This window comes from Bacillus australimaris (genome assembly GCF_001307105.1).
GTDB lineage: Bacteria > Bacillota > Bacilli > Bacillales > Bacillaceae > Bacillus > Bacillus australimaris.
Map to the genome: position 1 here is coordinate 98,255 of NZ_LGYN01000027.1, position 20,869 is coordinate 119,123.

Sequence of the window (20,869 nt, forward strand, 5' to 3'; positions counted from 1 at the left end):
AGTTTGTTATAGTGGAGTGGTGTCCGCCGATCATATCGGTGATAACGGATAGAAAGGAGACATAACATGTCTGTAAATCTTTATGATGTTGCATATGACCTTGAGAAAGCATTGCGTCATAGCGAAGAATATTCAACTTTAAGAAATCTTTATGATGAGGTAAACGCGGATGAGTCCTCTAAAAAAATGTTTGAGAACTTCCGTGACATTCAAGTAAACCTTCAACAAAAACAAATGACTGGTCAAGAGATCACTCAAGAAGAAGTGGAGCAAGCTCAAAAAACAGTTGCACTTGTTCAACAGCACGATAAAATCTCTCAGTTGATGGAAGCAGAACAACGTGTGAGTGTTCTGATCGGTGAATTAAATAAAATTATCATGAAGCCTCTTGAAGAGCTTTATGGGAATCCAGAAGAAAATTAATTGAAAGGGCGATGAAATTCGCCCTTTTTTTGTTTCATATTTCCCATGAATATCTTTTAAAAAAAGGTTGTCGAAGCTCATAAATTTTGCGATAATACATATATTGAAAGTGCTTTCAAAAGGGCGCTCTCAAGGGGCAATTGGGTGCGTTTCACTTGGGATTTGTGGCGGTGAGCCAAACGAGAGAGAAGCGCTTCTGGGAGAAACGCAAAGCATAAGGGGATCTGATATAAGCAATGCTTTGGTGTGTGAAAGATAAGGGGATCATGGGGAGCTTCACCACTCCATTGTTACGCATCCAAACCATACATAAAAAAAAGCCTAGGGGTAGGCTTTTTTTATTTATTAATTATTCATAAATCTGGGCTCTTACAACTGCATGTTCTAAAGTACAAAGCTAGGGCATATCCTCATCGTAAGTACAGTCATCAAGAAGGGGGATGCCTCAGTGTCAAAAAAACTACTTGCACTCAATATAGATGGGACGTTACTGCGTTCCAATGGAAAAATCCATTCCGCTACAAAAGAAGCTATTGAATATGTAAAGAAAAAAGGGGTTTACGTGACGATTGTCACCAACCGGCATTTTCGTTCTGCACAAAAAATTGCCAAGGCGTTGAAGATTCCAGCTTCAACTCTTGTGACGCATAGTGGTGCATTTATCGCCGATAAACTCGATGAGCCGCTTCATGTGAAGAAATTAACGGAAGAAAAAACATTTAATCTTGTGCAAATCCTTGAAAGTTTTGATTGTAATGTCCGCTTGCTGCATGAAAAATTCTCGATCGGCAATCGGAAAAAAACGCAGTCTCAGCTCATGGGAAAGACGTTAATTCATCCGTCTGATCCTATTTTCTATCCCGTCCAATTTGTTGAATCGTTAAGTGATATGCTGATGGATGAACCGGTTAGTACACCAGTGATTGAAGTCTATTCGACCGCGGAGCTTCAGCCTGAGATTCACCGGACCATTCAACAAGCATTTCCATCTGTAGATCTTATTAGGATCAGTGATGAGAAAATGAATATTGTAAGCAAAGGGGTTTCGAAAGAAGCGGGACTTTCTCTTTTAACCTCTGCACTCGGTTTTACTTTAGAAGATACGGTCGTCATTGGACATGGAACAGATGATATTCCAATGCTTGAACTGGCTGGTTTAGGTGTTGCGATGGGAAATGCACCCCTTGATGTCAAGCGTAAAGCCGATTGGGTGACACGTTCTCATGATGAGCAGGGGGTCGCTTATATGATCAAGGAATACTTTAGAATGCAGCAAAGAGAAGGGTTTTTACATCAATTTGATATTAAACGATAATACAGTGAAGACCCTGTCAATCAAGAAATGACAGGGTCTTCATCTGTTCCCTTCATTGCTTTTCCTACATGAATTTTGTAAAATGAAACAAGTTTGAAGATAAAGGTGATACGATGCGAATTTTAATTAAAGGGCTGTCAGATGAACGATTTCATCGCCCGCTTGTCAATATAGCCAATTTATTTGAAGAAGATAGTGAAGTGATATTTGATCCAAGTGAATTGGATGATGGTTTGGTCATGGTATTTAGTTGGAAAGATGAAAATGGCATGGTGGAAGCATCAGGCCATATCGCTGGATCTGACATCACCAGCCATTTTACACGAGATGTCCCGGAGGGCTTGAACGATAAGGAGCGCTGGAAGCAAATCAAGAACACAGTGCTGTCTGTTTATTTACACCTGCTTCAGGAGCATACAGGAATGACACAAAAGTGGGGGATTCTCACAGGAATACGTCCTACGAAATTGCTTCATAAAATGCTGAGAGAAGGCATGACAAAGGAAGACGCACATGCGGCGTTAAAACGGGATTACTTGATTCATGATGAAAAAATCGATTTGATGCAGGAGATTGTCGACCGTCAGCTTCAAGCGATTCCAGATCTGTATGATCTTCAGCAGGAAGTGAGTATTTATATCGGCATTCCTTTCTGCCCAACAAAATGTGCTTATTGTACGTTCCCTGCTTACGCGATTAAAGGACAAGCTGGAAGAGTGGGAACGTTTTTGTTTGGTCTGCATTATGAAATGCAAAAAATGGGCGCATGGTTAAAGGAACATGGCATCAAAGTGACGACCGTATACTTTGGCGGAGGCACGCCAACGAGCATTACAGCGGAAGAAATGGATTTGCTGTATGAAGAAATGTACCGTTCGTTCCCTGATGTGAAGCATATTCGAGAAATTACAGTAGAAGCAGGGCGACCTGATACGATTTCGCCTGATAAGCTAGAGGTGTTAAACCGCTACAATATTGACCGGATTAGTATCAACCCGCAATCGTATGAGAATGAAACACTAAAGGCCATCGGACGGCACCATAGTGTGGAAGAAACGATTGAGAAGTATCATTTATCAAGACAGTACGGGATGAATAATATTAATATGGATTTAATCATCGGTTTACCGGGAGAAGGGATCAAAGAATTTCAGAACTCCTTGCAGCAGACAGAAGAGCTCAAGCCTGAATCTTTAACCGTGCATACGCTCTCCTTTAAAAGAGCATCTGAAATGACCCGCAATAAGGAGAAATATCAAGTGGCAGACCGAGAAGAAATCACACGTATGATGGATGAAGCGGTCAATTGGACGAAAGCACATCAATATTACCCATATTATTTATATAGACAAAAAAATATTTTGGGAAATCTCGAAAATGTCGGGTATTCATTAGATGGGCAGGAAAGCTTGTATAATATCATCATCATGGAAGAAGTGCAGACAATCATTGGTATTGGCTGCGGGGCAGCGAGTAAATTCATTGATCCGCGGTCAGGAAAAATTACGCAGTATGCCAATCCAAAAGATCCAAAGTCGTATAATGATCGTTATGAACACTATACAGAAGAGAAAATTCAATTCCTAGAGTCATTGTTCGTTTCTCACGTTTAAACACTGCGGTGACGCAGTGTTTTTTTCATATACAAAAGGGTATATAAGGGATAAAAAGTTAAAGCGGGTGTACATATGATTGATGTGATCGGAATTGGGATTGGGCCTGCCAATTTAGGATTGGCAGCGTTGTTAGAGGAGTATGAGGATGTCTCATGCTGTTTTTTTGAACAGGAGTCCGACTTTGCCTGGCATCCAGGTATGCTGATAAAAGGAACGGATTTACAAGTTTCCTTTTTAGCAGACCTTGTGACAATGGCGAATCCAAGAAGCAGGTATACATTTTTAAATTATTTACATGAATCAAATAGACTTCACCGGTTCTATACATTTGAACAGTTTGATATCCCGCGAAGAGAATTCAATGAGTATTTATCATGGGTTGCAGGAGAGTTAGATAGCTGTCAGTTTGGGATGAAGGTAGAAGAAGTGACGGACTGCCAAGAAGGCTACCTTGTGAAAGTCAGACGATTGAAAGATGGTTCGTTATCTGAGTATCGTGCAAAGCATGTCGTGCTTGGAACAGGAAGCAAACCGATGATACCGGTCGATGTGCCTGAAGCAGCATACCCATATGTGACCCATAGCAGCCGTTATGTAGATCAGCAGGAAGCACTTCACGAAGCTGATTCGGTGTCGGTGATCGGCTCAGGACAGAGTGCAGCTGAAATCTTCTTAGACCTGCTTTTGCATCAAAAGAAAGGACAGCAGCTTTCGTGGTTTACACGTTCAAGTGAATTTAGAGAGCTGGAGACAGCAGAGCTTGGTCAAGAGCTATTTACACCAAAATATGTCGAGTATTTTCATTCTCTCCCTTATGAAGAACGGATGAACACATTGCCGAGGCTGACAGGATTAAGAAATGGCATAGATGCATCAACGCTCTCACGCATTTATCAGGAACTGTACCATCGTTCTGTTTCAGGTGATGAGCCATCTGTGATCATTCAGCCAATGACCGAGCTTGAATCCATTCAAATAGGCGAATATCAGCCTTTGGAGCTGCACCTTAGGCAGTGGCAGCTGAAGAAAGAAAAGAGCATAACAGCAGATCATGTCGTATTGGCTACAGGGTACACGCCGAATATTCCTGAATGGTTTCACGCATATGAACCTTTCATTGAATGGGAAAGTGATGATCATTTTAAAGTGACAGACGACTTCAGACTTGTCTTCAAAGACAAGCGCCCCTATCATTTCTTTACATTCACGAATCTTGATCACTCTCATGGAACAGCGGCGACGAATTTAAAGCTGTCGATCTACCGCAACCAGAAAGTGATTCAAACCATTCGCGGGGTAAAGGAAGCGCCATCCAAGCAAGAAACAGCCTTTCAGCAATTTGAATAAGACATAAAAAGGGCCCAAGCATAGGGCCCTTTTTTATGGGATCGTCGTTTCTTTTTTTACTTTTGGTTTTTCAGGTTTCCATTTGAAAATTTTGTTTAGGATTTGATAGATCCGCTTAGATTCTTTCGTGACCAGCGGTCCTAAAATCGCTAGGATTAAGACATACAATGCAGCAAATGGTTTCAATGTAGCGGCAAGTCCGCCCGCAATGCCAAGCTCGGCTACAATGATTGAAAACTCTCCCCTTGATACGATCGTTAATCCAATATTAGAAGAGGCTTTATGAGAAAATCCAGCTCTCCGTCCAGCGAACATTCCGGCAGTGAAGTTCCCGATTAAGGTGAGAATCACAGCGCCGATCGCAAGCCAGAAAGCGTCACCTAATGTAAATGGATCAATACTGAGACCAAAGCTGAAGAAAAACATTGCCCCAAAGAAATCTCTAAATGGAACCACGAGATGCTCGATGCGGTCAGAGTGCTCTGTTTCTGAGAAAACAAGACCAAGTAAGAGTGCCCCAATAGCCTCTGCTACGTGGATCGTTTCTGAGAAACCAGCGACAAAGAACAGAGCAGCAAAAATCACAATGATGAACACTTCGTTCGAACGGATATCAAACAACTTGTTTAATAGTTTTGGCAGCTTGCGCGCAATGATAAAGAAAAGCATCATATAACCAAAAGCAATTAAAATGGATAATAAGGCACCGCCAACAGTAGTGGCATCTCCAAGGACAAGACCTGATACGACCGATAAGTAAACGGCGAGAAAAATATCCTCAAACATAATAATCCCTAGAATTAACTCTGTTTCAGGATTCGCTGTTCGTTTCAAATCGACAAGGACTTTGGCGACAATGGCACTGGATGAAATGGTGATAACCCCTGCCATAATGAGAACCTCAAGGAATCCAAATCCTGTGATAAAACCATAAAGCAGCCCTAAGCTGAAGTTGATCAAAATATAAATAGATCCGCCGACTGCAATGGATTTGCCTGATTTAATCAGTTTTCCGACAGAGAACTCAAGTCCAAGATAGAAGAGGAGGAACAAGACGCCCATTCTGCCAAAAAACGAGATAATTTCTGTGCTTTCGATAAATTTCAAATCAATGATCCCGATGGTTGGTGCATGCGGCCCAACAATCATTCCGAGCACTATGAGAAAAGGGATGATAGAAAATTTAATTTTGTTGGCAATTAAGCTGGCGATGGCGATGAGAATAAGCGCCGTCCCAACCTCAAAGACTAAATGATCCATTCATCACTCTCCCCCTCTAGAAAGAAAATCACGTACCAATCGCTTCAAGTGTTTTCTTTCGCCTGAAATAATCATCGTATCATTCGCTTGAATAATCGAATCGGCACCAGGGTTGAGTAATTTTTCATTTGAATGTTTAATGATCGCAATCACGGTGACTTCATAATTTTGTCTCACATCTAAATCACCGAGTGTATGTCCAACCGCTTTTGCCCCTTTTTCCACCTTAAACCATTCAATGATCAAATCGTTAAAGGCCATTTCAATGGTTTCTAGTGCCTGCGGTTTATACACCATGCCGCCGATAATAGCAGCGATTTGCCGAGATTCAGCATCATCGAGAGAAATGGTGGACAGCACTTCATCTGGATCATCATCGTCAAAACGATAAATCTCTCGTCTGCCATCATCATGAATCACAATCGTCATCTTTTCTCTATTTCTCGTTTCAATTTCAAATTTCTTTCCGATCCCAGGAAGATCATTTTCTTTAATGTTCATTTTATCCCTCCGAATATGATAGGTTGTGTTTCTCATATAGTGAATACGGATGAAATAAAATGAATGAGTAGAGGTAATTTGATTGATACATAATGGGGATCGCACATTTCATTTCCAAAAAACATAGATCAATGGATAACGCAGGTGATGAAGCAGCCCTTGTAAGAAAGGTCTTTGCATCAGCCATTGATAGTTTGTCTTTCAACAGAATAGTTGAGGCATGTTTTTTGGTAAATGGAGGTGTCTTCACAGCGTTTATTTCTTCATCATAGATGGATGGAGAAATAAGGCCAAGTGTGCTCGCTTCTGCTTGTGAAGCAAAAACGCTATTTGAAAAAGGAGAAAACATGACGATGAAGCTAACCAACATTATAATGGAACATCTTATCGAACATCATCCTCCTTTCAACATTATTTTCTTTCTTATTTTACTATATAAAAATATATTTCTTGTTTCAATCATTATGCTTGTTTTAGTATCAATTGATCTTGAAATTTTTTATTTAGAGAAAAAGGTTTTATTTGATGGAAATGGAAGTAAGTCATGAGCTTTTAATTGAAAAGGGGGATGGATGATGACTTATATCAATTGTCAGTTAGACGGGGATGTTTTTGAAATCGTTTTCAACAGACCGGAAGCTTATAATTCATTTCATGTGGACATGTTTGCTGAATTCAAAGAGGCATGTGATGCAGCGGAGGAAAGCCCTGCAAAAGTCGTTGTAATCAAGGGAGCGGGGAAAGGGTTTTCAGCTGGCGGAGATATTGGGATGATGCTTAAGCAGGAAAATGAAGAGGATTTCCATCGTGTGATGGATTTGATCGAGGGAATTACACTTTCTCTAGCTGGTATGAAAAAAGTGACGATTGCGCTTGTCCACGGATCAGCAGCAGGCCTTGCTTTTAGCTTTGCCCTAAGCTGTGACTACTTGTTTATGCATCAGGATGCAAAGCTCGCCATGAATTTTAATGGAGTAGGATTAATCCCAGATGGCGGGGGGCATTTTTTCCTTACAAAAAGAGTCAGTGAGCAAACTGCCAAACAATTGATTTGGAGCGGCCAAAAGCTTCCAGCTGATGAAGCGTTAAAGCTGCGCCTTGCAGACGGGGTGTTTCAGGATGAGGTCGATACGTATCAAAAGGTGTGTGTGAAGCCGTTCATGAACATGCCGCTTCAAGCATTTATTGAAACAAAGATGATCTATTTCCAGCAGTCAGAATCAAAGCTCTTAGCAGTTCTTCAAAAAGAGAGAGCCGCACAGGCAAGACTGAGAGAAAGCCATGATCACAAGGAAGGCATACAGGCCTTTTTAGAAAAAAGACGACCTGTGTTTCAAAAAGCATAGATGAACATGAGGCCGGCGAATGCCGGCTTTTTTAACGTTCAAATAAAAGAAGTTTGCCTGCATCATCAACGAGTCGATGTGAATGCTTCGTGTATTTCTGTTCCATTAAGCGATGACGCCCTAATTCCTTTGCCTTTTCGTCACTGTCTGCTGTGACTTTTTCATTTAGTAAAGCCTCACCTGACCGGTCAAATACGGTTAAATAGTATGTCTTCTCCATTCCACATCTTCCTTTCCTCTGTTTTTTAATGTAATTAAACAAGGAATATAACAAAACCTCTTTTTTAGCCCTTTAAAATGTGTTTTTTAGAATGAGAGTGATAGAACGTGCATTCGTAAAAATGGCGTGATAAAATATGGACAATGACAGTATCGGACAAGGAGATAGAAGTTTGACTAAGCTCACCTTTATTCATGCCGCAGATCTACATTTAGACAGTCCATTTGCAGGGATGTCGAATATCCCTGATTCCATTTTTAAGCGGCTCAAAGAAAGTACATTTCAAAGTGCTAAGAACATGTTTGATCACGCCATTGCGCGGGCTGTAGACTTTGTGCTGCTGAGCGGAGATTTATTTGATGAATCCAATCGCAGTCTGAAAGCACAGCTGTTTTTAAGAAATCAGTTTTTAAGACTGCAAACACACGGGATTGAAGTTTTTATTATTTATGGGAATCATGATCATTTAGGCGGTGAATGGACACCGATTGAGTGGCCCAAGAATGTACATGTTTTTTCAAGCAGTACACCAAGTGAGCAATCCTATTATAGAGAGAATCAGCTTGTCGCGAGTATTTATGGATTTAGCTACAAAGAGCGGGCTGTCTATGAAAATATGACATCTCATTATGAAAAAACGACAAATGCGGCTTATCACATTGGGATGCTTCACGGCACATTAGCCGGTCAAGAAGGACATGATGCGTATGCACCATTTCAGCTTCAGCAGCTTCTTTCGCGGGATTTCAATTATTGGGCGCTTGGACATATCCATAAGAGAGCCTTTTTGCATGAAGACCCACTGATTATTTATCCTGGCAATGTACAGGGCAGGCATATAAAAGAAACGGGTGAAAAGGGCTGTTATTTTGTTCACCTCTCCGAAAATTCTGAGACAGCAGAATTTATAAGCTGTGCAGATGTCATCTTTGAGACGCTGGCTATAGACATCACAGAAACAAGTCATATGACGGATCTTGTGACGCTTGTGGAAAGTAAAATCGGTGAATTAAAAGAGGAAGGCATTCCTCATTTTGTGAAGATTGAATTGACAGGTGATGCCCCTCCTTACTTTGAGCGCACGCAGCTTGAGGTCCTCGAGGAGCTGATGACTGTTCTTCATGAACAGGAAGAAGAGGAAGACGTGTTCGTTTGGGTGATGTCGATTGACTGCCGAACAAACGAGAATGTGATCTATCCGCAAGACTCTTTTTTGAAGGAACTAACTGCAGAAATCGCACAGTTTGAGGCATATGAAGAGCTGCTCTCACCGATCAAGCGTCACCCAGTCTATAGGAAGTCAGGAAAATCGCTCACCAAAGAAGATGAATTGGATATAAAAGAAGAAGCACAAAGGCTGCTGACTGAACAGCTGAAACAATGATGAGAAAAGGAGAGGCATGATGAAAATACGATCACTCCATATAATCAATTTCGGGAAATTTTCAAATCGAACCTTTCACTTTTCTGATGACGGTTTTCAGCTAGTTTACGGCTTAAATGAATCGGGGAAAACGACATTGAAGGCGTTTATTGAGTCGATGTTATTTGGTTTTTCTAAAAATAAGACGTACAAGCCGAAACAAGGAACTTTCTATGGCGGCTCCCTCACTTGTTTAGATGAGGAGCTAGGCGACATTCATATTGAGAGAACGTCCGACCGAGGCGGTCAAGCACAGGTGTTTTTATCAAATGGTGAAGTAAAAGACGAAGCATTTCTACAAACTCTTTTAAAGGGAACGGATCGCAGATTATTTCAATCCATCTATTCATTTGATGTATTTGGCTTGCAAAATGTCCAAGCCCTAAACCAAGATCAAATCGGTGAATTTCTACTTTTCTCAAGTTTATTTGGCTCAGATGCTGCCTCTAAGATGGATAGCAGGCTGCTTAAGCAGCAGGAGCAGCTGTTTAAACCAAATGGACGCAAGCCGGAATTAAACAAGCAGCTTGATCGTTTAAAAGAGCTAACTGGTCAGCTGAAACAAGCTAGATTGGTAGAAGGCCGTTATACCGACAAAAAACGGGAGCATGCTGAATTAACAGAGGCGGCCGAAACGCTTCAAAATGACATGAAGCAGACAGAAGAACAGATTCAGCAATTAACTGAATACATTCGACTTTATCCCATGATAGAGAACAAGGTGGAGTTAAAAAAGGAATTAGCCCGTTATCCAGAACGAGTCAAACGCTTTAGAGTAGAAACAGAGCATGAATTGGATAAATTAGAATCACATCTTCATCCGAAAATGGCTCAAATGACTGCACTAAAGCAAAAATTAGATCATTTGCAAACCTCGCTGACACAAGTTCAACCGCTTCATGACAAGGAGGCGTTACTGGAGATGAAACGTGTCGTTGATGAAGCGTCTAATGCTGAACGTGTCAAAAATCGCTTAGCCGAATGTAAAGCAGACAGTGATTCATTGAAACAAAAAATAGACGAAGCGGCAGCAAAGCTGAAGTGGCAGGGTTCAATCAGGCTTGATCAGATTGACGACTCACTTGAATTTGAATGGGAATTAAAGGAGGCTGTGGGCCAATACGTTCGTTTAATGGACAGAAAGGCGCAGCTGGATGATCGGTTTGATCATGCAAGACATGAGCTGGAAGAAGCGGAAACTGCTTTAAAAGGATTAAAGGAACAGCAAACCAGCCCGCATGGTACAGTGGAAGCCGGAGGAATAAGAGCAAAAGAGAAACAGGCTCATTCCCGGGCGTGGTTATTTCCTGTCATGGTGATGTTTGATGCTGCATTTTTGCTTGTTCTATTCTTTTTAACAGAATGGTGGGTCACTTTCTTATTTGCAGGATTTTCTGTTTTTGTTCTCTTTGCCATTTATCCATTTTTAAAATTGACACAGGCGAAACAGAGAAGCGGCGGAGAAACATTCGATTCTTTCCAAGTGCAGGCAGCTTCAGCTGAAACGCTTGTGAGGCAAAAGGAGCTTTTGTATGAAAGAATCATCCGGCAATATGAAGACTGGGAGCTGGAGCTGGAACCTGTTCAGCAGCAAGTAGAGGAAAAGAAAAGACAGCTGGGCTTGTCCTCAGAGCTTTCTTTTCTTGTAGAAGCCTTCCTTATCTTGAAGCAATTAAAAACGGATACAGCGGTATATGAGGGGCTTAGACGGGAAATAGACGAGCTTACTGGTCAGCAATCCATCTATGAACACAAGGTATCCGTGTTAAGCAGTCATCTTCACAAAGAGGAAGAAACCATTCAAGACAACATCTCGGCCTTTCAAGAGATATTGAAAGATGAGGCGAAAAGAGAAAAAGAACGTCAGACATTGGATGTATCCATTCAACATGTGAAGCAGCAGCTCACAACGCTTGAAGGGGAAATTCAATACTACGAAAAACAAACTGGCGCGCTTTTTCGTCAAGTAGAAGCAGCGTCCAAAGAAGATTACCAAGTCCTTTCTCATTTATCAAAAGAATATCGAGAACGGCTTTCCCAATTGCAGCAGCTGAATCAAGAGCTGCATAGAAGCGGCTGTTTCAATGAGGAGGAAAGGATTGTTCGCAAAGGGTTGCGCCTTCTTGAAGAGGAGTGCCAAGAAGCGGAGCAGCACCTGCAAAACATGCAATTGAATGCGGCGGATATGGAAAAACGCTTGGCAGAACTAGCAGTTGAAATCCGGCAAATAGAAGCTTCAGGTACGGTGTCTGATTTGACTCATCAGCTTGCTGCTGAGCAGGAGCATGCAAAGCACCTTGCGAAAAAATGGGCGGCAATTCAGCTAGTCCGCTCCGTCATTCAAGAAAAATTGAATGAGCATAAAGAAACAAGGCTGCCAGCACTGCTGCAAACAGCTTCCAGCTTTATTCAGCCGTTAACGAATGACCGATATGAAGCCATTTTATTTTCAACCGAAGATGATCGATTGATGGTGAAAAGAGTGGATGGACGAATATTCCGGCCAGAGGAGCTATCACAGGCAACATGTGAACAAATCTATCTGGCGATTCGTTTTGCACTCGCTTTGTCTCATCAGAAGGATTGTCAGCTTCCGTTTATGATGGATGACAGCTTCGTTCATTTTGATCATGTTCGTCTAGGAAGAGTGCTGGAGTTGATGAATGAGCTTACAAGATTTGAAACACAGCTGTTCTATTTCACCTGTCATCAGCATATGACACAAGCAGCAGAAGATGGACAGATTACGAGTTTAGCAGTTGATTGACAAATAATGACTTATGTTATACTTATATGAGCAGAAACATGGAAGGAGCTTTTATTGAATGGCTAAAGGGATCATGACCTATGATGTCGGCGAACAAGTTGACCTGCATTTATTAATTAAATCATCTACTAAAGGAATTGCGAGTAATGGCAAACCATTTTTAACGCTCATTCTTCAAGATCAAAGTGGAGATATTGAGGCGAAACTATGGGATGCAAAGCAAAATGATGAAATCACCTATGCTGCGCAAACCATCGTGAAGGTAGTAGGCGACATTCATCATTATCGCGGGAGGAATCAACTAAAACTTAGGAATATACGCCCTGTTGCTGAGAACGAGCAAATTCGTATTGATGACTTTCTCGAAACAGCTCCTATTCCAAAACACGATATGATGGATACGATTATGCAATATATCTTTGATATGAAAAACCCTAATATTCAGCGTGTCACAAGACATTTGCTGAAGAAATATGGACAGGAATTCGCTGATTATCCAGCAGCGACCAAAAATCATCACGAATTTGTCTCTGGACTCGCCTATCACGTGGTGTCCATGCTGCATTTGGCAAAATCCATTGTAGACCTGTATCCTTCACTAGATCGAGATCTTTTATATTCAGGCATCATTCTTCATGATTTAGGGAAAGTCAAAGAGCTCTCGGGTCCAGTCTCCACCACATATACAGTGGAAGGGAATTTAATCGGCCATATTTCCATTATGGTGACAGAAATTGCGAAAGCTGCAGAAGAGCTTAGCATTGATTCAGAAGAAATTCTGATTTTACAGCACTTAGTTCTGAGTCATCACGGAAAAGGGGAATGGGGCAGCCCGAAACCACCAATGGTGAAGGAAGCTGAAATTCTTCACTATATTGATAATTTAGATGCGAAGATGAACATGATGGATCGTGCGCTTGAGCATGTGAAGCCAGGAGAATATACAGAACGTATTTTTGCACTTGAGAATCGCTCGTTTTATAAACCAACCTTCCATCAAGAATAATTATGTGAAAACGTCCGTTTATGCGGGCGTTTTTTTTCATAACTTGTCTTCTTTTCGCATAAGCATGTAACACAAAGGAAGAGAGGAATGTCCTGAGAAAAGGAGGCGATGAAAAAATGTTGTTTTTTCCGTGGTGGGTGTATGCGTGTATCATTGGCATTATTTTCTGTGCATATAAATTAATGACAACAGCCAAAGAGGAGCAAGAGATTGATCAATCCTTTATTGAAAAGGAAGGAGAAATTTTTATCGAGAGAATGGAACAAGAAAGAGAGCGCAGACGTCAGGATCAGCAAGTGAAAAGATCACAGGATACCGCGTCACATGAAGATCACTCGATTGCTTAAATCTAGTCATACAAAAACCCCCTCTGCACGTTCACTGCAGAGGGGGTTTTTTGATTATTGGCCTTGTTGAGTTTGTTGTGCCGGTTGTTGAGATTTTTCTTTGAACGTGTTTTCAAGCTCTTTATCTTTTACTTTCACATCAGCATCTTTCACCAATTTGTTTAAGATGGTTTGGATTTCATTTGTGTCAGCTTGTTTTTGGTCAAGTAATTCTTTTTTCAAGTCTGCTTTCATGTCATCGTATTTACCGCGTTCTTCGGTCTTTTTGATGATATGGTAGCCGAATTGTGATTTCACTGGTTTGCTGATTTCATTTACTTTTAGTTTGAAAGCAGCTTTGCTGAAGTTCTCGTCCATTTGGCCTTCTTTAGCGAACCAGCCTACATCGCCGCCTTGTGCTGCTGAAGCGGTATCAGTTGAATATTCAGATACAAGGGCATCCCATTTTTCGCCTTTATCTAATTTCTTTTCCACTTCGTCCGCTGTTTTCTTATCAGCTACTAAAATGTGGCTTGCACGGATTTTCCCTTTTAGGTCATCGTAATATGCTTTTACTTCTTTATCAGTGATTTTGATGTTAGCTTTGGCAGCCTTTTGAGTCAGCAGCTCATATTTCACTTGATCTTTGATGTAATCTTTACCGAATTCATCTTGAAGCTGTTTTAAACGATCTTCACCAAGTGACTTTTTATATTCTTCCAATTTCTTATCGATCTCTTTATCGGATACTTTGTATTTGTCAGCAAGAACCTTTTGTTGAACAAGTAGGTTTAATGCATCTCCACCTGCTTGCTTCTTAAGAGTTGTATAAAGTTCTTCTTTTGTGACATCTCCTGATTTTGTTGTTGCAATAACTTCTTTATCACCGCTACTGCATGCGCCAAGAGTTAAAACACTTACTGCTGTTACAGCTGCTAAAGCCATTTTTTTCATTCAAAAAACACTCCTAATCTTTCCAATTTATTTATCATTGCTTGTATCATAACATATTGTGACATGCTGTAAAAAGAAATGCAAATGGAAGGGCATTCGTCTAGTCAAAAAATTGCGTGCGACATACACATATAGTGATCACAAAAAGGAGGCTGAATTATATGGGAGCAGGATATTCTAATGGGTTTGCTTTATTGGTCGTGCTATTCATTTTGCTGATCATCGTTGGTGCAGCATATCTTTATTAATTAAATCGCTGTGACAGAGGGGAGCCGTCCTGCCGTGCGTGCGGGCGGTTCTTTTTTCAAACGATGACAGGTGCCTAAACGTTTTTAATATTTTTGCATACACTGAGCTTAGAACAGAGGAAGACCTGGCAGGAGGTGTTTTCACATGGGAGGAGAAGTCTTTGCTGGCGGTTTTGCACTAGTCGTCGTGTTATTTATTTTATTGATTATCATCGGTGCATCTTGGATTTGCTAATCATTGATTATACACAAAAAGCTGCCCTCAACCTGGCAGCTTTTGCTTTGATCTTAAATAGAAATGGTAATTTCAACAAATGATGAGATAAGTAAAATCAGTATCGATACATTGATAAAGCGAAACACCTTATCTTGCCGTTCTTCAGGAATCTCTCTGACAAGGCATAATGTATTAGTAAGCCTGTTTATTGAATAGACAATAAACGCGGCAAAGACGATGAAGTAAAATAAAACTATCGGAGATCCCCCCTCTCTATGCTATTCCCATACTACATTACCAAATTTTTTATGAAAAAGATAGAAGTTGGCTTTAAAAACCTCATGATGAGGAAGTTTGGTCAACTAAAATATCAAACTCGTCTTGAGCTTGATCGATGATACAGGATTTAGGTGCTTTTAGCAGCTTCCAAGCAAATAAAAAGTCAGGCAAACAATAGCCTGCATGAATACTTGCGATGATGATAAAATAATGGGCGTACATTGGGAACACCACGCCTAGCACAAAGTAAACTGGTGAGATGACACAAAATGGGCTGAGAAGTGAATAAAGCATCACTTTCTTAGGCACGCGCTGCCAGCAATTTCGTTTTATAAAAAGCGTCATTTTTTTCTTATTTTTCATCACTGGGATCAAGTGAACTACACGGTGGACAAGCAATGTCATAAGTAAAAGCACAGCAAAAAGCGGTGCGTTATGGCTACTTAGCCTCGTTTCAGGATGAGTCAGCTGAAAACATAAAAATGCCATAATGAAAAAAAGTATAGCAAGACTTATGGCTGAAATCATCATTCTCGTATAACCATAATCCTTTTCAAGATTAATGGTCTTCCAACAATTCATTTCCATCCTTCCAATCTACAAATCGAATTGAATATCTCAAGATAATTTACTCTTCCTGAGGATAAAAATCAATGGTTTTGGTGAAAAAAAATAAAATGTTGCCTTCATATGGAATAAAGAGAGGAAACTTTGGATTTTTCAAGAAAAAAAGACAGAAGGGGGAGGTTCGTCTCTTTCGTCAATGAGTAATTTCGGCTAAAATAGAAGGACTAAGAGAAAGAGGGAACGTACATGAGTATTGAGGAACGAATGAGCCAGCTCGAATATTATATGGAACTTCTATTGACGGCAACCGATATGAGCCGTTATCCATATTATGCGTTATTGATCAGGCAGCGAGTATCAAAAGAAGAGGCAGAGGATATTGAGCGTATTTGTGCTGAGCTTTCTGAGGAAATGGATAAGCAAAAAGCACAAGGCTACGTCATGTTTGACGATCTCCTTGCGCTTTTTGCGGGACAATTAATTGAAAAGCTGGATGTTCATGAGACCATATTTGCTTTGCATGATCAAGGACTGTTTCAGCCATTAATGAATGAATTTATAAAGATCATTAAACAATTTGATTTGTTTTAGCCGCTTTTTCTGCTGCCTCAGCTGAGTTTTCAAGTTCCTCAGGCTTTTTCGTGACTTTTCCTCGCTCATTCAAAAAGTCCTTCTCAATGTTTGAAAACGATTTCTCAAAAATCTCCATGAAATCCTCACCATAAATGTTTCGGATGATACACATCATTTCTAAAATCTCAGGGAATTTTCCGTAAATGTCATGAAGCGGCTGTGCGCCTTTGACAATACCAGTTCGTGCCGGGTCATAATCTTCGAGTAGTTTATGGAATGTCTCTTCGCCTTTTGGCGTTAGCTCAATATACGTATTGCGTTTATCGTTTAACTTTTTAGAAAATTTTAAAAATCCTCGTTCCTCCAGTTTCTTGGAGAAGTTAAACGCCGTTGATACATGCATGACGCCAAACTTTGCAATTTCTGATATTGAAGCTCCTTTTAATTGATACGCAATCCATAAAATATGATGTTCATTGATATTTAGGTTATACGGTTTGATCCACTGCTGCCAGTCCTTTTCAATGGATTTCCAAAGAGCTTTGCTCAATTGGGCCATTCTTTGACTGAATAAAAGTGCTTCTTTTACATCGAAAGGCTGTTCCGAATGATTCATCCATTTCACCTACTTCTCTTTTTCTTGTAATTCTATTATGCCAATAAAATAAAGATTAATAAAGCTGAAAATTCAAGAATTTTTAAAAGTCATGAAAAACATTGACAAAATAACCTTTTTTCAACAAAAAAAGTGCGGGATACGCACCCCGCACACTTTTGTAAACGAATATTTTTTTGTGAGTATATTAGTTTTGTAAGGTTTTCTCCAGTTGTTTGAGCTTTTCCTCAATTTCCTGAATTTCCTTTTGTAAGTCCTGCTGATGAGGTTTGATTTCTTCTCGCCATTGCTGAATAGATGTTTGTAATTCAGATCCGACTTCTTTAATGACCTCTGCGCTTTCTTTTGCTGTTTCCACAATTTGCTCTTTTAAAGCTTGTCCATCTCGTTTTAATTTTGTCAGCGTATCTTCGAATTTGTCATAGCCGTCTTTCATCTTTCCGCGCACATCTCTGCCAGAAGAGGGAGTCGTCAGGAGCACTGCCGCACCTCCGAGGAGACCGCCTACAAATAATCCTGTTAATAAAGAACGTCCACTAGCCATTCAAATCACCTCTAGTCAAATTTTACACATTCGCATGTTCTCTCTGAGCTGACGATCAGCTTCATTGAACTTCCATACATAGCTTGCTTTATTTTAGCATACTTTTGAAGAAAAGGGAGGGGAGAAGGTTGTCTGTCTTTCTGTTCGTTTTTACGTGTATCGGTGTCGTTTTTACAGGTGGTTCTATTCATTATGCAAGACAGCTTGGGTATGCAGGGTCTTATCCACCAAAACATGTATTAAAACAAAAAGCACTTGTGTGTGCGGCAGGTGCAGGGATTTCGCTCCTCATTTTGCTGCTGACCCTTTTTCTTTTATAAAAGCATGAAAAAAACCTCTTCATCTATTATGAAGAGGTTCGGTTATTCGTTAAGCAACTTCTATCATTCTTGCACGTCTCAGAATCGACTGAGCAATTGGGAAGACAAATACCATGGCAATGGTATTAATCACGGCTGCTGGCAGGACAACGCCTACAAGAAGTGCTGGTAATGCAGCTGGCAGTCCAGTAATCAGTAAAGCGGCAGTTAAGAAAATCACGCCGGATACGATGGTTCCAATCGCCGTTAACACAGCGGTCAGCACAACTTTGTTCTTTATCTTCATGCAGGATAAGAAAAGGGCCAGGAAGATAAAGGCTGTCACTGGTTTATCAATCATATTCGGAATTTGTCCGCCTGGAAATCCTGTTGTTAAAGCAGAAATGACACCAGTCACTAGTGCAATCACGATGACGTGCTGAACCTTTGGGAAAAGGATGATGCTTAAAAACATCATGACCAGCATCATATCAGGTTTCATTCCGAAAAAGATGGGCGGGAAAATCGTATGCAAAACAGCTCCCATTGCTGCAAGCAATGACATAATCACTAATTCTTTTGTTTTCATTTCTATGCTCTCCTCTGCTAAGCTCTTATAGGACTCTCCAATAATATGGCTCATCATTTATTGCAAGAGTCATGACCTTATATATTTCTCGTTATTATAACAAATTTATTTCCTTATAGAAAAGCCTTTTTACTCATTTTCTTGCTGGAACTTTTTCATAAAGTCCGCAAGCTTTTGGCAGTCTTCAATTGATACCGCATTGTAAATAGATGCTCTGCATCCACCGACAGAACGGTGGCCGGCAAGTCCAACCATTTGCTCCTGCTTTGCTTTCTCTACAAAGGATGAAGTAAGTGCGTCATCGCGAAGGGTAAAGGTGACATTCATATGCGAACGGCTGTCAGCACGTGCATGTCCTTTATAAAAACCGCCGCTTTGATCAATTGTATCATAGAGAATGCCTGCTTTTTGTTCGTTGCGTTTTTCCGCTGCTTCTACACCGCCAGCTTGTTTAACATGCTCAAGGACAAGCGACAGCATATAAATCGCAAAAGTCGGTGGTGTGTGATAAAGAGAGTTGGTTTTTGCGTGTGTTGAATATTTTAATATGTTCGGCGTGCTGCTTTTCTCTTTCTCTAATAAACGTTTACGTGCGATCACAATCGTGATGCCAGAAGGCCCTAGGTTTTTTTGTGCCCCGGCATAAATGAGATCAAATGAAGAAACGTCTATTTTTTTGCTGAGAATATCACTGGACATATCCGCAATGAGCGGCAATGACGTTTGTGGGAACGTTTTCCACTGTGTGCCGAAAATCGTATTGTTTGATGTGATGTGTAAGTAAGCGCCATCTGTTAAACCAGAAGCATCTACTTCGGGAATATACGAGTAGTTGTCGTCTTTACTTGAAGCAAGCACAGATGTCTGACCAAACCCTTTTGCTTCTGACAATGCTTTTTCTGACCAAGCGCCTGTTTGAATGAAATGAGCTGTTTCGCCTTCCTGTAAGAAGTTCATTGGAATCATCGCAAATTGAAGACTAGCTCCGCCTTGTAAAAAGAGGACTTCATAATCCTCTGGAATGTCCATCAGTTCCACCAAAAGCGCTTTTGCTTTATTGTGGACCTCTTCATATTCACCGCTGCGATGAGATAGCTCCATCACAGACATTCCAGTTTGTTTAAAATCAACAAGTTCTTCCTGTGCTTTTTGAAGCACTTCTAGCGGCAGTGCCGCCGGACCAGCATTAAAATTCGTCGTTCGCTTCATCACAATCTCTCCCTATTTCTCGCGTTAATGGATCAAAAGATAAAACCATCCTATCACAAATTTGAAGCATTTGGACACAAAAATTGAATCGTTCAAAATATCTTACTATTAAAAGTAAAAGCAATGAAAAGGGGCAAAAATAAGAAAAACCTCATCTGTTAAGATGAGGTACAGATTGTTGACAAAGGGCTAAAATGATCTTTATTTTAGCCCTTTGTCTTCTTTTCAGCGTGATAGAAAACCTTTGAAGTCTAGGAAGGACGAGTACCGGAGCGGAGCGAATTTGACATTCGTGAGCACCGGCACGCAGACCTGACAACGAATGCGAGGGTTTGTCTACATGCTGAACCTCATCTGTTAAGATGAGGTAAGCCGTGTGTGGATAGCAGAAGAAATGTCTTTTAAATCCTCTGCCGTATATTGATCTTGATGTGATTTCCATACGGCACCAAAGCCATCGCCTTTGCCGTAGCGCGGAATGATATGCATATGGTAATGGAACACAGATTGTCCAGCTTTCTCGCCGTTGTTGTTCAGGAGGTTTAACCCAATTGGTTCAAATTCCTGTTTAATTGCCCGTGCAATTTTCGGAATCGCTTGGAAGTAGTGGTTAGACACTTCTGGTGTCATCTCATAGATGTTTTCTTTATGTATTTTCGGGATTACAAGGGTATGTCCTTTCGTTACTTGGCTAATATCAAGAAAAGCCAATACATGCTCGTCTTCATATACTTTTGCACATGGAATGTCTCCATCAATGATCTTGCAAAAAATGCAGTCGCTCACGCCATGTCACTCCTCATTATTTTTCCTTTATCGTATCACAAAAAGAAGCAAAAAAGAAAACAGGACAAGCGAACTCCTTTGGTCGCTCATCCTGCTCCTGCAGAAGAAATGCTGATGCTTTCATTCGATATGCCTTTTGAATTCTCTATTTACAGAAATAAAGAATTCATATGCCTGCTATTTCTGCCGTAAACACCTCATTTGACGTTTTGGTTTGTCGTATACATATTGTATAGGACACAAAAATCAAGAATCAGTGAAGCAAAACAGAAGCTAAGGTTTTTAGATGAAAAACCAACTTGTCATGCGGTTCTTTGCCTTTAACAAACACCTCATTTACTTATTGGTCATCAAGTTCATTTCTTCTACATACATTATGATGACCAAGCTGCCTATTTTTTATTCATGACTCATCTATAGGTAAACATTTCAAATTAC

The 20,869-nt window shown here is 40.5% G+C and carries 25 protein-coding genes; 14 read left to right on the forward strand and 11 right to left on the reverse strand.

The features are described from left to right. Positions 1 to 66: 66 nt before the first annotated feature. The 4 genes from AKG37_RS14620 to AKG37_RS14635 all read left to right on the forward strand — a co-directional run bounded on the left by AKG37_RS14620 (position 67) and on the right by AKG37_RS14635 (position 4,701). On the forward strand, positions 67 to 423 hold the full coding sequence (locus tag AKG37_RS14620; RefSeq protein ID WP_060699469.1) for a YlbF/YmcA family competence regulator: 357 nt from the start codon (positions 67 to 69) through the stop codon (positions 421 to 423). 448 nt (positions 424 to 871) lie between these two features. Next, the gene (locus AKG37_RS14625) at positions 872 to 1,738 is read left to right on the forward strand and encodes a Cof-type HAD-IIB family hydrolase (RefSeq protein ID WP_060699470.1); all 867 of its coding nucleotides are present in this window, start codon (positions 872 to 874) and stop codon (positions 1,736 to 1,738) included. 113 nt (positions 1,739 to 1,851) lie between these two features. Continuing rightward, positions 1,852 to 3,351 carry a coproporphyrinogen III oxidase gene (locus AKG37_RS14630; protein ID WP_060699471.1) on the forward strand — a complete coding sequence of 500 codons (1,500 nt, stop codon included), beginning with the start codon at positions 1,852 to 1,854 and terminating at the stop codon, positions 3,349 to 3,351. A gap of 75 nt (positions 3,352 to 3,426) precedes the next feature. Next, on the forward strand, positions 3,427 to 4,701 hold the full coding sequence (locus tag AKG37_RS14635; protein WP_060699472.1) for a lysine N(6)-hydroxylase/L-ornithine N(5)-oxygenase family protein: 1,275 nt from the start codon (positions 3,427 to 3,429) through the stop codon (positions 4,699 to 4,701). Between the two features lie 33 nt (positions 4,702 to 4,734). On the opposite strand, the gene AKG37_RS14640 is transcribed toward AKG37_RS14635, so the two are convergent. After that, the gene (locus tag AKG37_RS14640) at positions 4,735 to 5,961 is read right to left on the reverse strand and encodes a cation:proton antiporter (protein ID WP_060699473.1); all 1,227 of its coding nucleotides are present in this window, start codon (positions 5,959 to 5,961) and stop codon (positions 4,735 to 4,737) included. A gap of 3 nt (positions 5,962 to 5,964) precedes the next feature. Then, positions 5,965 to 6,462: a cation:proton antiporter regulatory subunit gene (locus AKG37_RS14645; protein ID WP_060699474.1), complete on the reverse strand. Its 498-nt coding sequence runs from the start codon at positions 6,460 to 6,462 to the stop codon at positions 5,965 to 5,967. Positions 6,463 to 6,815: 353 nt separating this feature from the next. Between AKG37_RS14645 and AKG37_RS18935 the strand changes: the two genes are divergently transcribed. Together AKG37_RS18935 and AKG37_RS14660 are read left to right on the forward strand one after the other, a co-directional pair. Then, positions 6,816 to 7,010, forward strand: coding sequence for a hypothetical protein (locus AKG37_RS18935; RefSeq protein WP_060699475.1), 195 nt, complete (start codon positions 6,816 to 6,818; stop codon positions 7,008 to 7,010). A 24-nt stretch (positions 7,011 to 7,034) separates the two neighbouring features. After that, a complete protein-coding gene (locus AKG37_RS14660) occupies positions 7,035 to 7,808 on the forward strand; it encodes an enoyl-CoA hydratase (RefSeq protein ID WP_060699476.1) in 774 nt (257 codons plus the stop codon). Between the two features lie 31 nt (positions 7,809 to 7,839). On the opposite strand, the gene AKG37_RS14665 is transcribed toward AKG37_RS14660, so the two are convergent. Further along, entirely contained in the window at positions 7,840 to 8,028 is a 189-nt protein-coding gene (locus tag AKG37_RS14665) for a YhzD family protein (protein WP_060699477.1), read from the reverse strand. Positions 8,029 to 8,200: 172 nt separating this feature from the next. Here AKG37_RS14665 and AKG37_RS14670 point away from each other — a divergent pair, with 172 nt between their 5' ends. The 4 genes from AKG37_RS14670 (at position 8,201) to AKG37_RS14685 (ending at position 13,571) form a co-directional block, all read left to right on the forward strand. Continuing rightward, positions 8,201 to 9,412: a metallophosphoesterase family protein gene (locus AKG37_RS14670; RefSeq protein ID WP_060699478.1), complete on the forward strand. Its 1,212-nt coding sequence runs from the start codon at positions 8,201 to 8,203 to the stop codon at positions 9,410 to 9,412. Between the two features lie 19 nt (positions 9,413 to 9,431). After that, on the forward strand, positions 9,432 to 12,218 hold the full coding sequence (locus tag AKG37_RS14675; protein ID WP_060699479.1) for an ATP-binding protein: 2,787 nt from the start codon (positions 9,432 to 9,434) through the stop codon (positions 12,216 to 12,218). Between the two features lie 58 nt (positions 12,219 to 12,276). Further along, positions 12,277 to 13,224, forward strand: a complete 948-nt coding sequence (yhaM, locus tag AKG37_RS14680; RefSeq protein ID WP_060699480.1) for a 3'-5' exoribonuclease YhaM — start codon at positions 12,277 to 12,279, stop codon at positions 13,222 to 13,224. Between the two features lie 116 nt (positions 13,225 to 13,340). After that, entirely contained in the window at positions 13,341 to 13,571 is a 231-nt protein-coding gene (locus AKG37_RS14685; RefSeq protein WP_060699481.1) for a sporulation YhaL family protein, read from the forward strand. A 54-nt stretch (positions 13,572 to 13,625) separates the two neighbouring features. Here AKG37_RS14685 and AKG37_RS14690 read toward each other — a convergent pair whose 3' ends face one another. Then, on the reverse strand, positions 13,626 to 14,504 hold the full coding sequence (locus AKG37_RS14690) for a peptidylprolyl isomerase (protein WP_060699482.1): 879 nt from the start codon (positions 14,502 to 14,504) through the stop codon (positions 13,626 to 13,628). 161 nt (positions 14,505 to 14,665) lie between these two features. Here AKG37_RS14690 and AKG37_RS18625 point away from each other — a divergent pair, with 161 nt between their 5' ends. Both AKG37_RS18625 and AKG37_RS14695 read left to right on the forward strand, forming a co-directional pair. Continuing rightward, positions 14,666 to 14,752, forward strand: coding sequence for a YjcZ family sporulation protein (locus AKG37_RS18625; protein ID WP_008361129.1), 87 nt, complete (start codon positions 14,666 to 14,668; stop codon positions 14,750 to 14,752). Between the two features lie 145 nt (positions 14,753 to 14,897). Beyond that, positions 14,898 to 14,987 carry a YjcZ family sporulation protein gene (locus AKG37_RS14695; RefSeq protein WP_017360317.1) on the forward strand — a complete coding sequence of 30 codons (90 nt, stop codon included), beginning with the start codon at positions 14,898 to 14,900 and terminating at the stop codon, positions 14,985 to 14,987. Between the two features lie 53 nt (positions 14,988 to 15,040). On the opposite strand, the gene AKG37_RS19235 is transcribed toward AKG37_RS14695, so the two are convergent. Both AKG37_RS19235 and AKG37_RS14700 read right to left on the reverse strand, forming a co-directional pair. Then, positions 15,041 to 15,226 (reverse strand): hypothetical protein, encoded by a 186-nt coding sequence (locus tag AKG37_RS19235; protein ID WP_072368131.1) that lies wholly within the window; start codon positions 15,224 to 15,226, stop codon positions 15,041 to 15,043. An 82-nt stretch (positions 15,227 to 15,308) separates the two neighbouring features. Further along, positions 15,309 to 15,830 carry a DUF3267 domain-containing protein gene (locus AKG37_RS14700; RefSeq protein WP_060699483.1) on the reverse strand — a complete coding sequence of 174 codons (522 nt, stop codon included), beginning with the start codon at positions 15,828 to 15,830 and terminating at the stop codon, positions 15,309 to 15,311. 231 nt (positions 15,831 to 16,061) lie between these two features. Between AKG37_RS14700 and AKG37_RS14705 the strand changes: the two genes are divergently transcribed. Next, on the forward strand, positions 16,062 to 16,406 hold the full coding sequence (locus AKG37_RS14705) for a YhaI family protein (RefSeq protein WP_060699484.1): 345 nt from the start codon (positions 16,062 to 16,064) through the stop codon (positions 16,404 to 16,406). On the opposite strand, the gene AKG37_RS14710 is transcribed toward AKG37_RS14705, so the two are convergent. Together AKG37_RS14710 and AKG37_RS14715 are read right to left on the reverse strand one after the other, a co-directional pair. Continuing rightward, positions 16,384 to 17,004, reverse strand: a complete 621-nt coding sequence (locus tag AKG37_RS14710; protein WP_060699485.1) for an HTH-type transcriptional regulator Hpr — start codon at positions 17,002 to 17,004, stop codon at positions 16,384 to 16,386. The two genes, AKG37_RS14705 and AKG37_RS14710, sit on opposite strands and share 23 nt — an antisense overlap. Before the next feature lie 187 nt (positions 17,005 to 17,191). Next, entirely contained in the window at positions 17,192 to 17,548 is a 357-nt protein-coding gene (locus AKG37_RS14715; protein WP_048238393.1) for a YtxH domain-containing protein, read from the reverse strand. Positions 17,549 to 17,676: 128 nt separating this feature from the next. On the opposite strand from AKG37_RS14715, the gene yhzF reads away from it, so the two are divergent. After that, on the forward strand, positions 17,677 to 17,868 hold the full coding sequence (yhzF, locus tag AKG37_RS14720; RefSeq protein WP_003211362.1) for a membrane protein YhzF: 192 nt from the start codon (positions 17,677 to 17,679) through the stop codon (positions 17,866 to 17,868). A gap of 49 nt (positions 17,869 to 17,917) precedes the next feature. Here the strand turns inward: yhzF and AKG37_RS14725 are convergent, their stop codons facing one another. The 3 genes from AKG37_RS14725 to AKG37_RS14735 form a co-directional block, all read right to left on the reverse strand. Next, positions 17,918 to 18,436, reverse strand: coding sequence for a tryptophan transporter (locus AKG37_RS14725; RefSeq protein WP_060699486.1), 519 nt, complete (start codon positions 18,434 to 18,436; stop codon positions 17,918 to 17,920). A 129-nt stretch (positions 18,437 to 18,565) separates the two neighbouring features. After that, positions 18,566 to 19,645 (reverse strand): 3-phosphoserine/phosphohydroxythreonine transaminase, encoded by a 1,080-nt coding sequence (serC, locus tag AKG37_RS14730; RefSeq protein ID WP_060699487.1) that lies wholly within the window; start codon positions 19,643 to 19,645, stop codon positions 18,566 to 18,568. Between the two features lie 357 nt (positions 19,646 to 20,002). Then, positions 20,003 to 20,431 (reverse strand): HIT family protein, encoded by a 429-nt coding sequence (locus AKG37_RS14735; RefSeq protein ID WP_060699488.1) that lies wholly within the window; start codon positions 20,429 to 20,431, stop codon positions 20,003 to 20,005. Positions 20,432 to 20,869 lie beyond the last annotated feature (438 nt).

Coding starts and splice junctions, on each gene's coding strand:
- AKG37_RS14620 (WP_060699469.1), top strand. CDS start 67: ATGTCTGTAAATCTTTATGATGTTGCATATGACCTTGAGAAAGCATTG.
- AKG37_RS14630 (WP_060699471.1), top strand. CDS start 1,852: ATGCGAATTTTAATTAAAGGGCTGTCAGATGAACGATTTCATCGCCCG.
- AKG37_RS14635 (WP_060699472.1), top strand. CDS start 3,427: ATGATTGATGTGATCGGAATTGGGATTGGGCCTGCCAATTTAGGATTG.
- AKG37_RS14640 (WP_060699473.1), bottom strand. CDS start 5,961: ATGGATCATTTAGTCTTTGAGGTTGGGACGGCGCTTATTCTCATCGCC.
- AKG37_RS14645 (WP_060699474.1), bottom strand. CDS start 6,462: ATGAACATTAAAGAAAATGATCTTCCTGGGATCGGAAAGAAATTTGAA.
- AKG37_RS18935 (WP_060699475.1), top strand. CDS start 6,816: ATGAAGCTAACCAACATTATAATGGAACATCTTATCGAACATCATCCT.
- AKG37_RS14660 (WP_060699476.1), top strand. CDS start 7,035: ATGATGACTTATATCAATTGTCAGTTAGACGGGGATGTTTTTGAAATC.
- AKG37_RS14665 (WP_060699477.1), bottom strand. CDS start 8,028: ATGGAGAAGACATACTATTTAACCGTATTTGACCGGTCAGGTGAGGCT.
- AKG37_RS14675 (WP_060699479.1), top strand. CDS start 9,432: ATGAAAATACGATCACTCCATATAATCAATTTCGGGAAATTTTCAAAT.
- yhaM (WP_060699480.1), top strand. CDS start 12,277: ATGGCTAAAGGGATCATGACCTATGATGTCGGCGAACAAGTTGACCTG.
- AKG37_RS14685 (WP_060699481.1), top strand. CDS start 13,341: ATGTTGTTTTTTCCGTGGTGGGTGTATGCGTGTATCATTGGCATTATT.
- AKG37_RS14690 (WP_060699482.1), bottom strand. CDS start 14,504: ATGAAAAAAATGGCTTTAGCAGCTGTAACAGCAGTAAGTGTTTTAACT.
- AKG37_RS18625 (WP_008361129.1), top strand. CDS start 14,666: ATGGGAGCAGGATATTCTAATGGGTTTGCTTTATTGGTCGTGCTATTC.
- AKG37_RS14695 (WP_017360317.1), top strand. CDS start 14,898: ATGGGAGGAGAAGTCTTTGCTGGCGGTTTTGCACTAGTCGTCGTGTTA.
- AKG37_RS14700 (WP_060699483.1), bottom strand. CDS start 15,830: ATGAATTGTTGGAAGACCATTAATCTTGAAAAGGATTATGGTTATACG.
- AKG37_RS14705 (WP_060699484.1), top strand. CDS start 16,062: ATGAGTATTGAGGAACGAATGAGCCAGCTCGAATATTATATGGAACTT.
- AKG37_RS14710 (WP_060699485.1), bottom strand. CDS start 17,004: ATGAATCATTCGGAACAGCCTTTCGATGTAAAAGAAGCACTTTTATTC.
- AKG37_RS14715 (WP_048238393.1), bottom strand. CDS start 17,548: ATGGCTAGTGGACGTTCTTTATTAACAGGATTATTTGTAGGCGGTCTC.
- AKG37_RS14725 (WP_060699486.1), bottom strand. CDS start 18,436: ATGAAAACAAAAGAATTAGTGATTATGTCATTGCTTGCAGCAATGGGA.
- serC (WP_060699487.1), bottom strand. CDS start 19,645: ATGAAGCGAACGACGAATTTTAATGCTGGTCCGGCGGCACTGCCGCTA.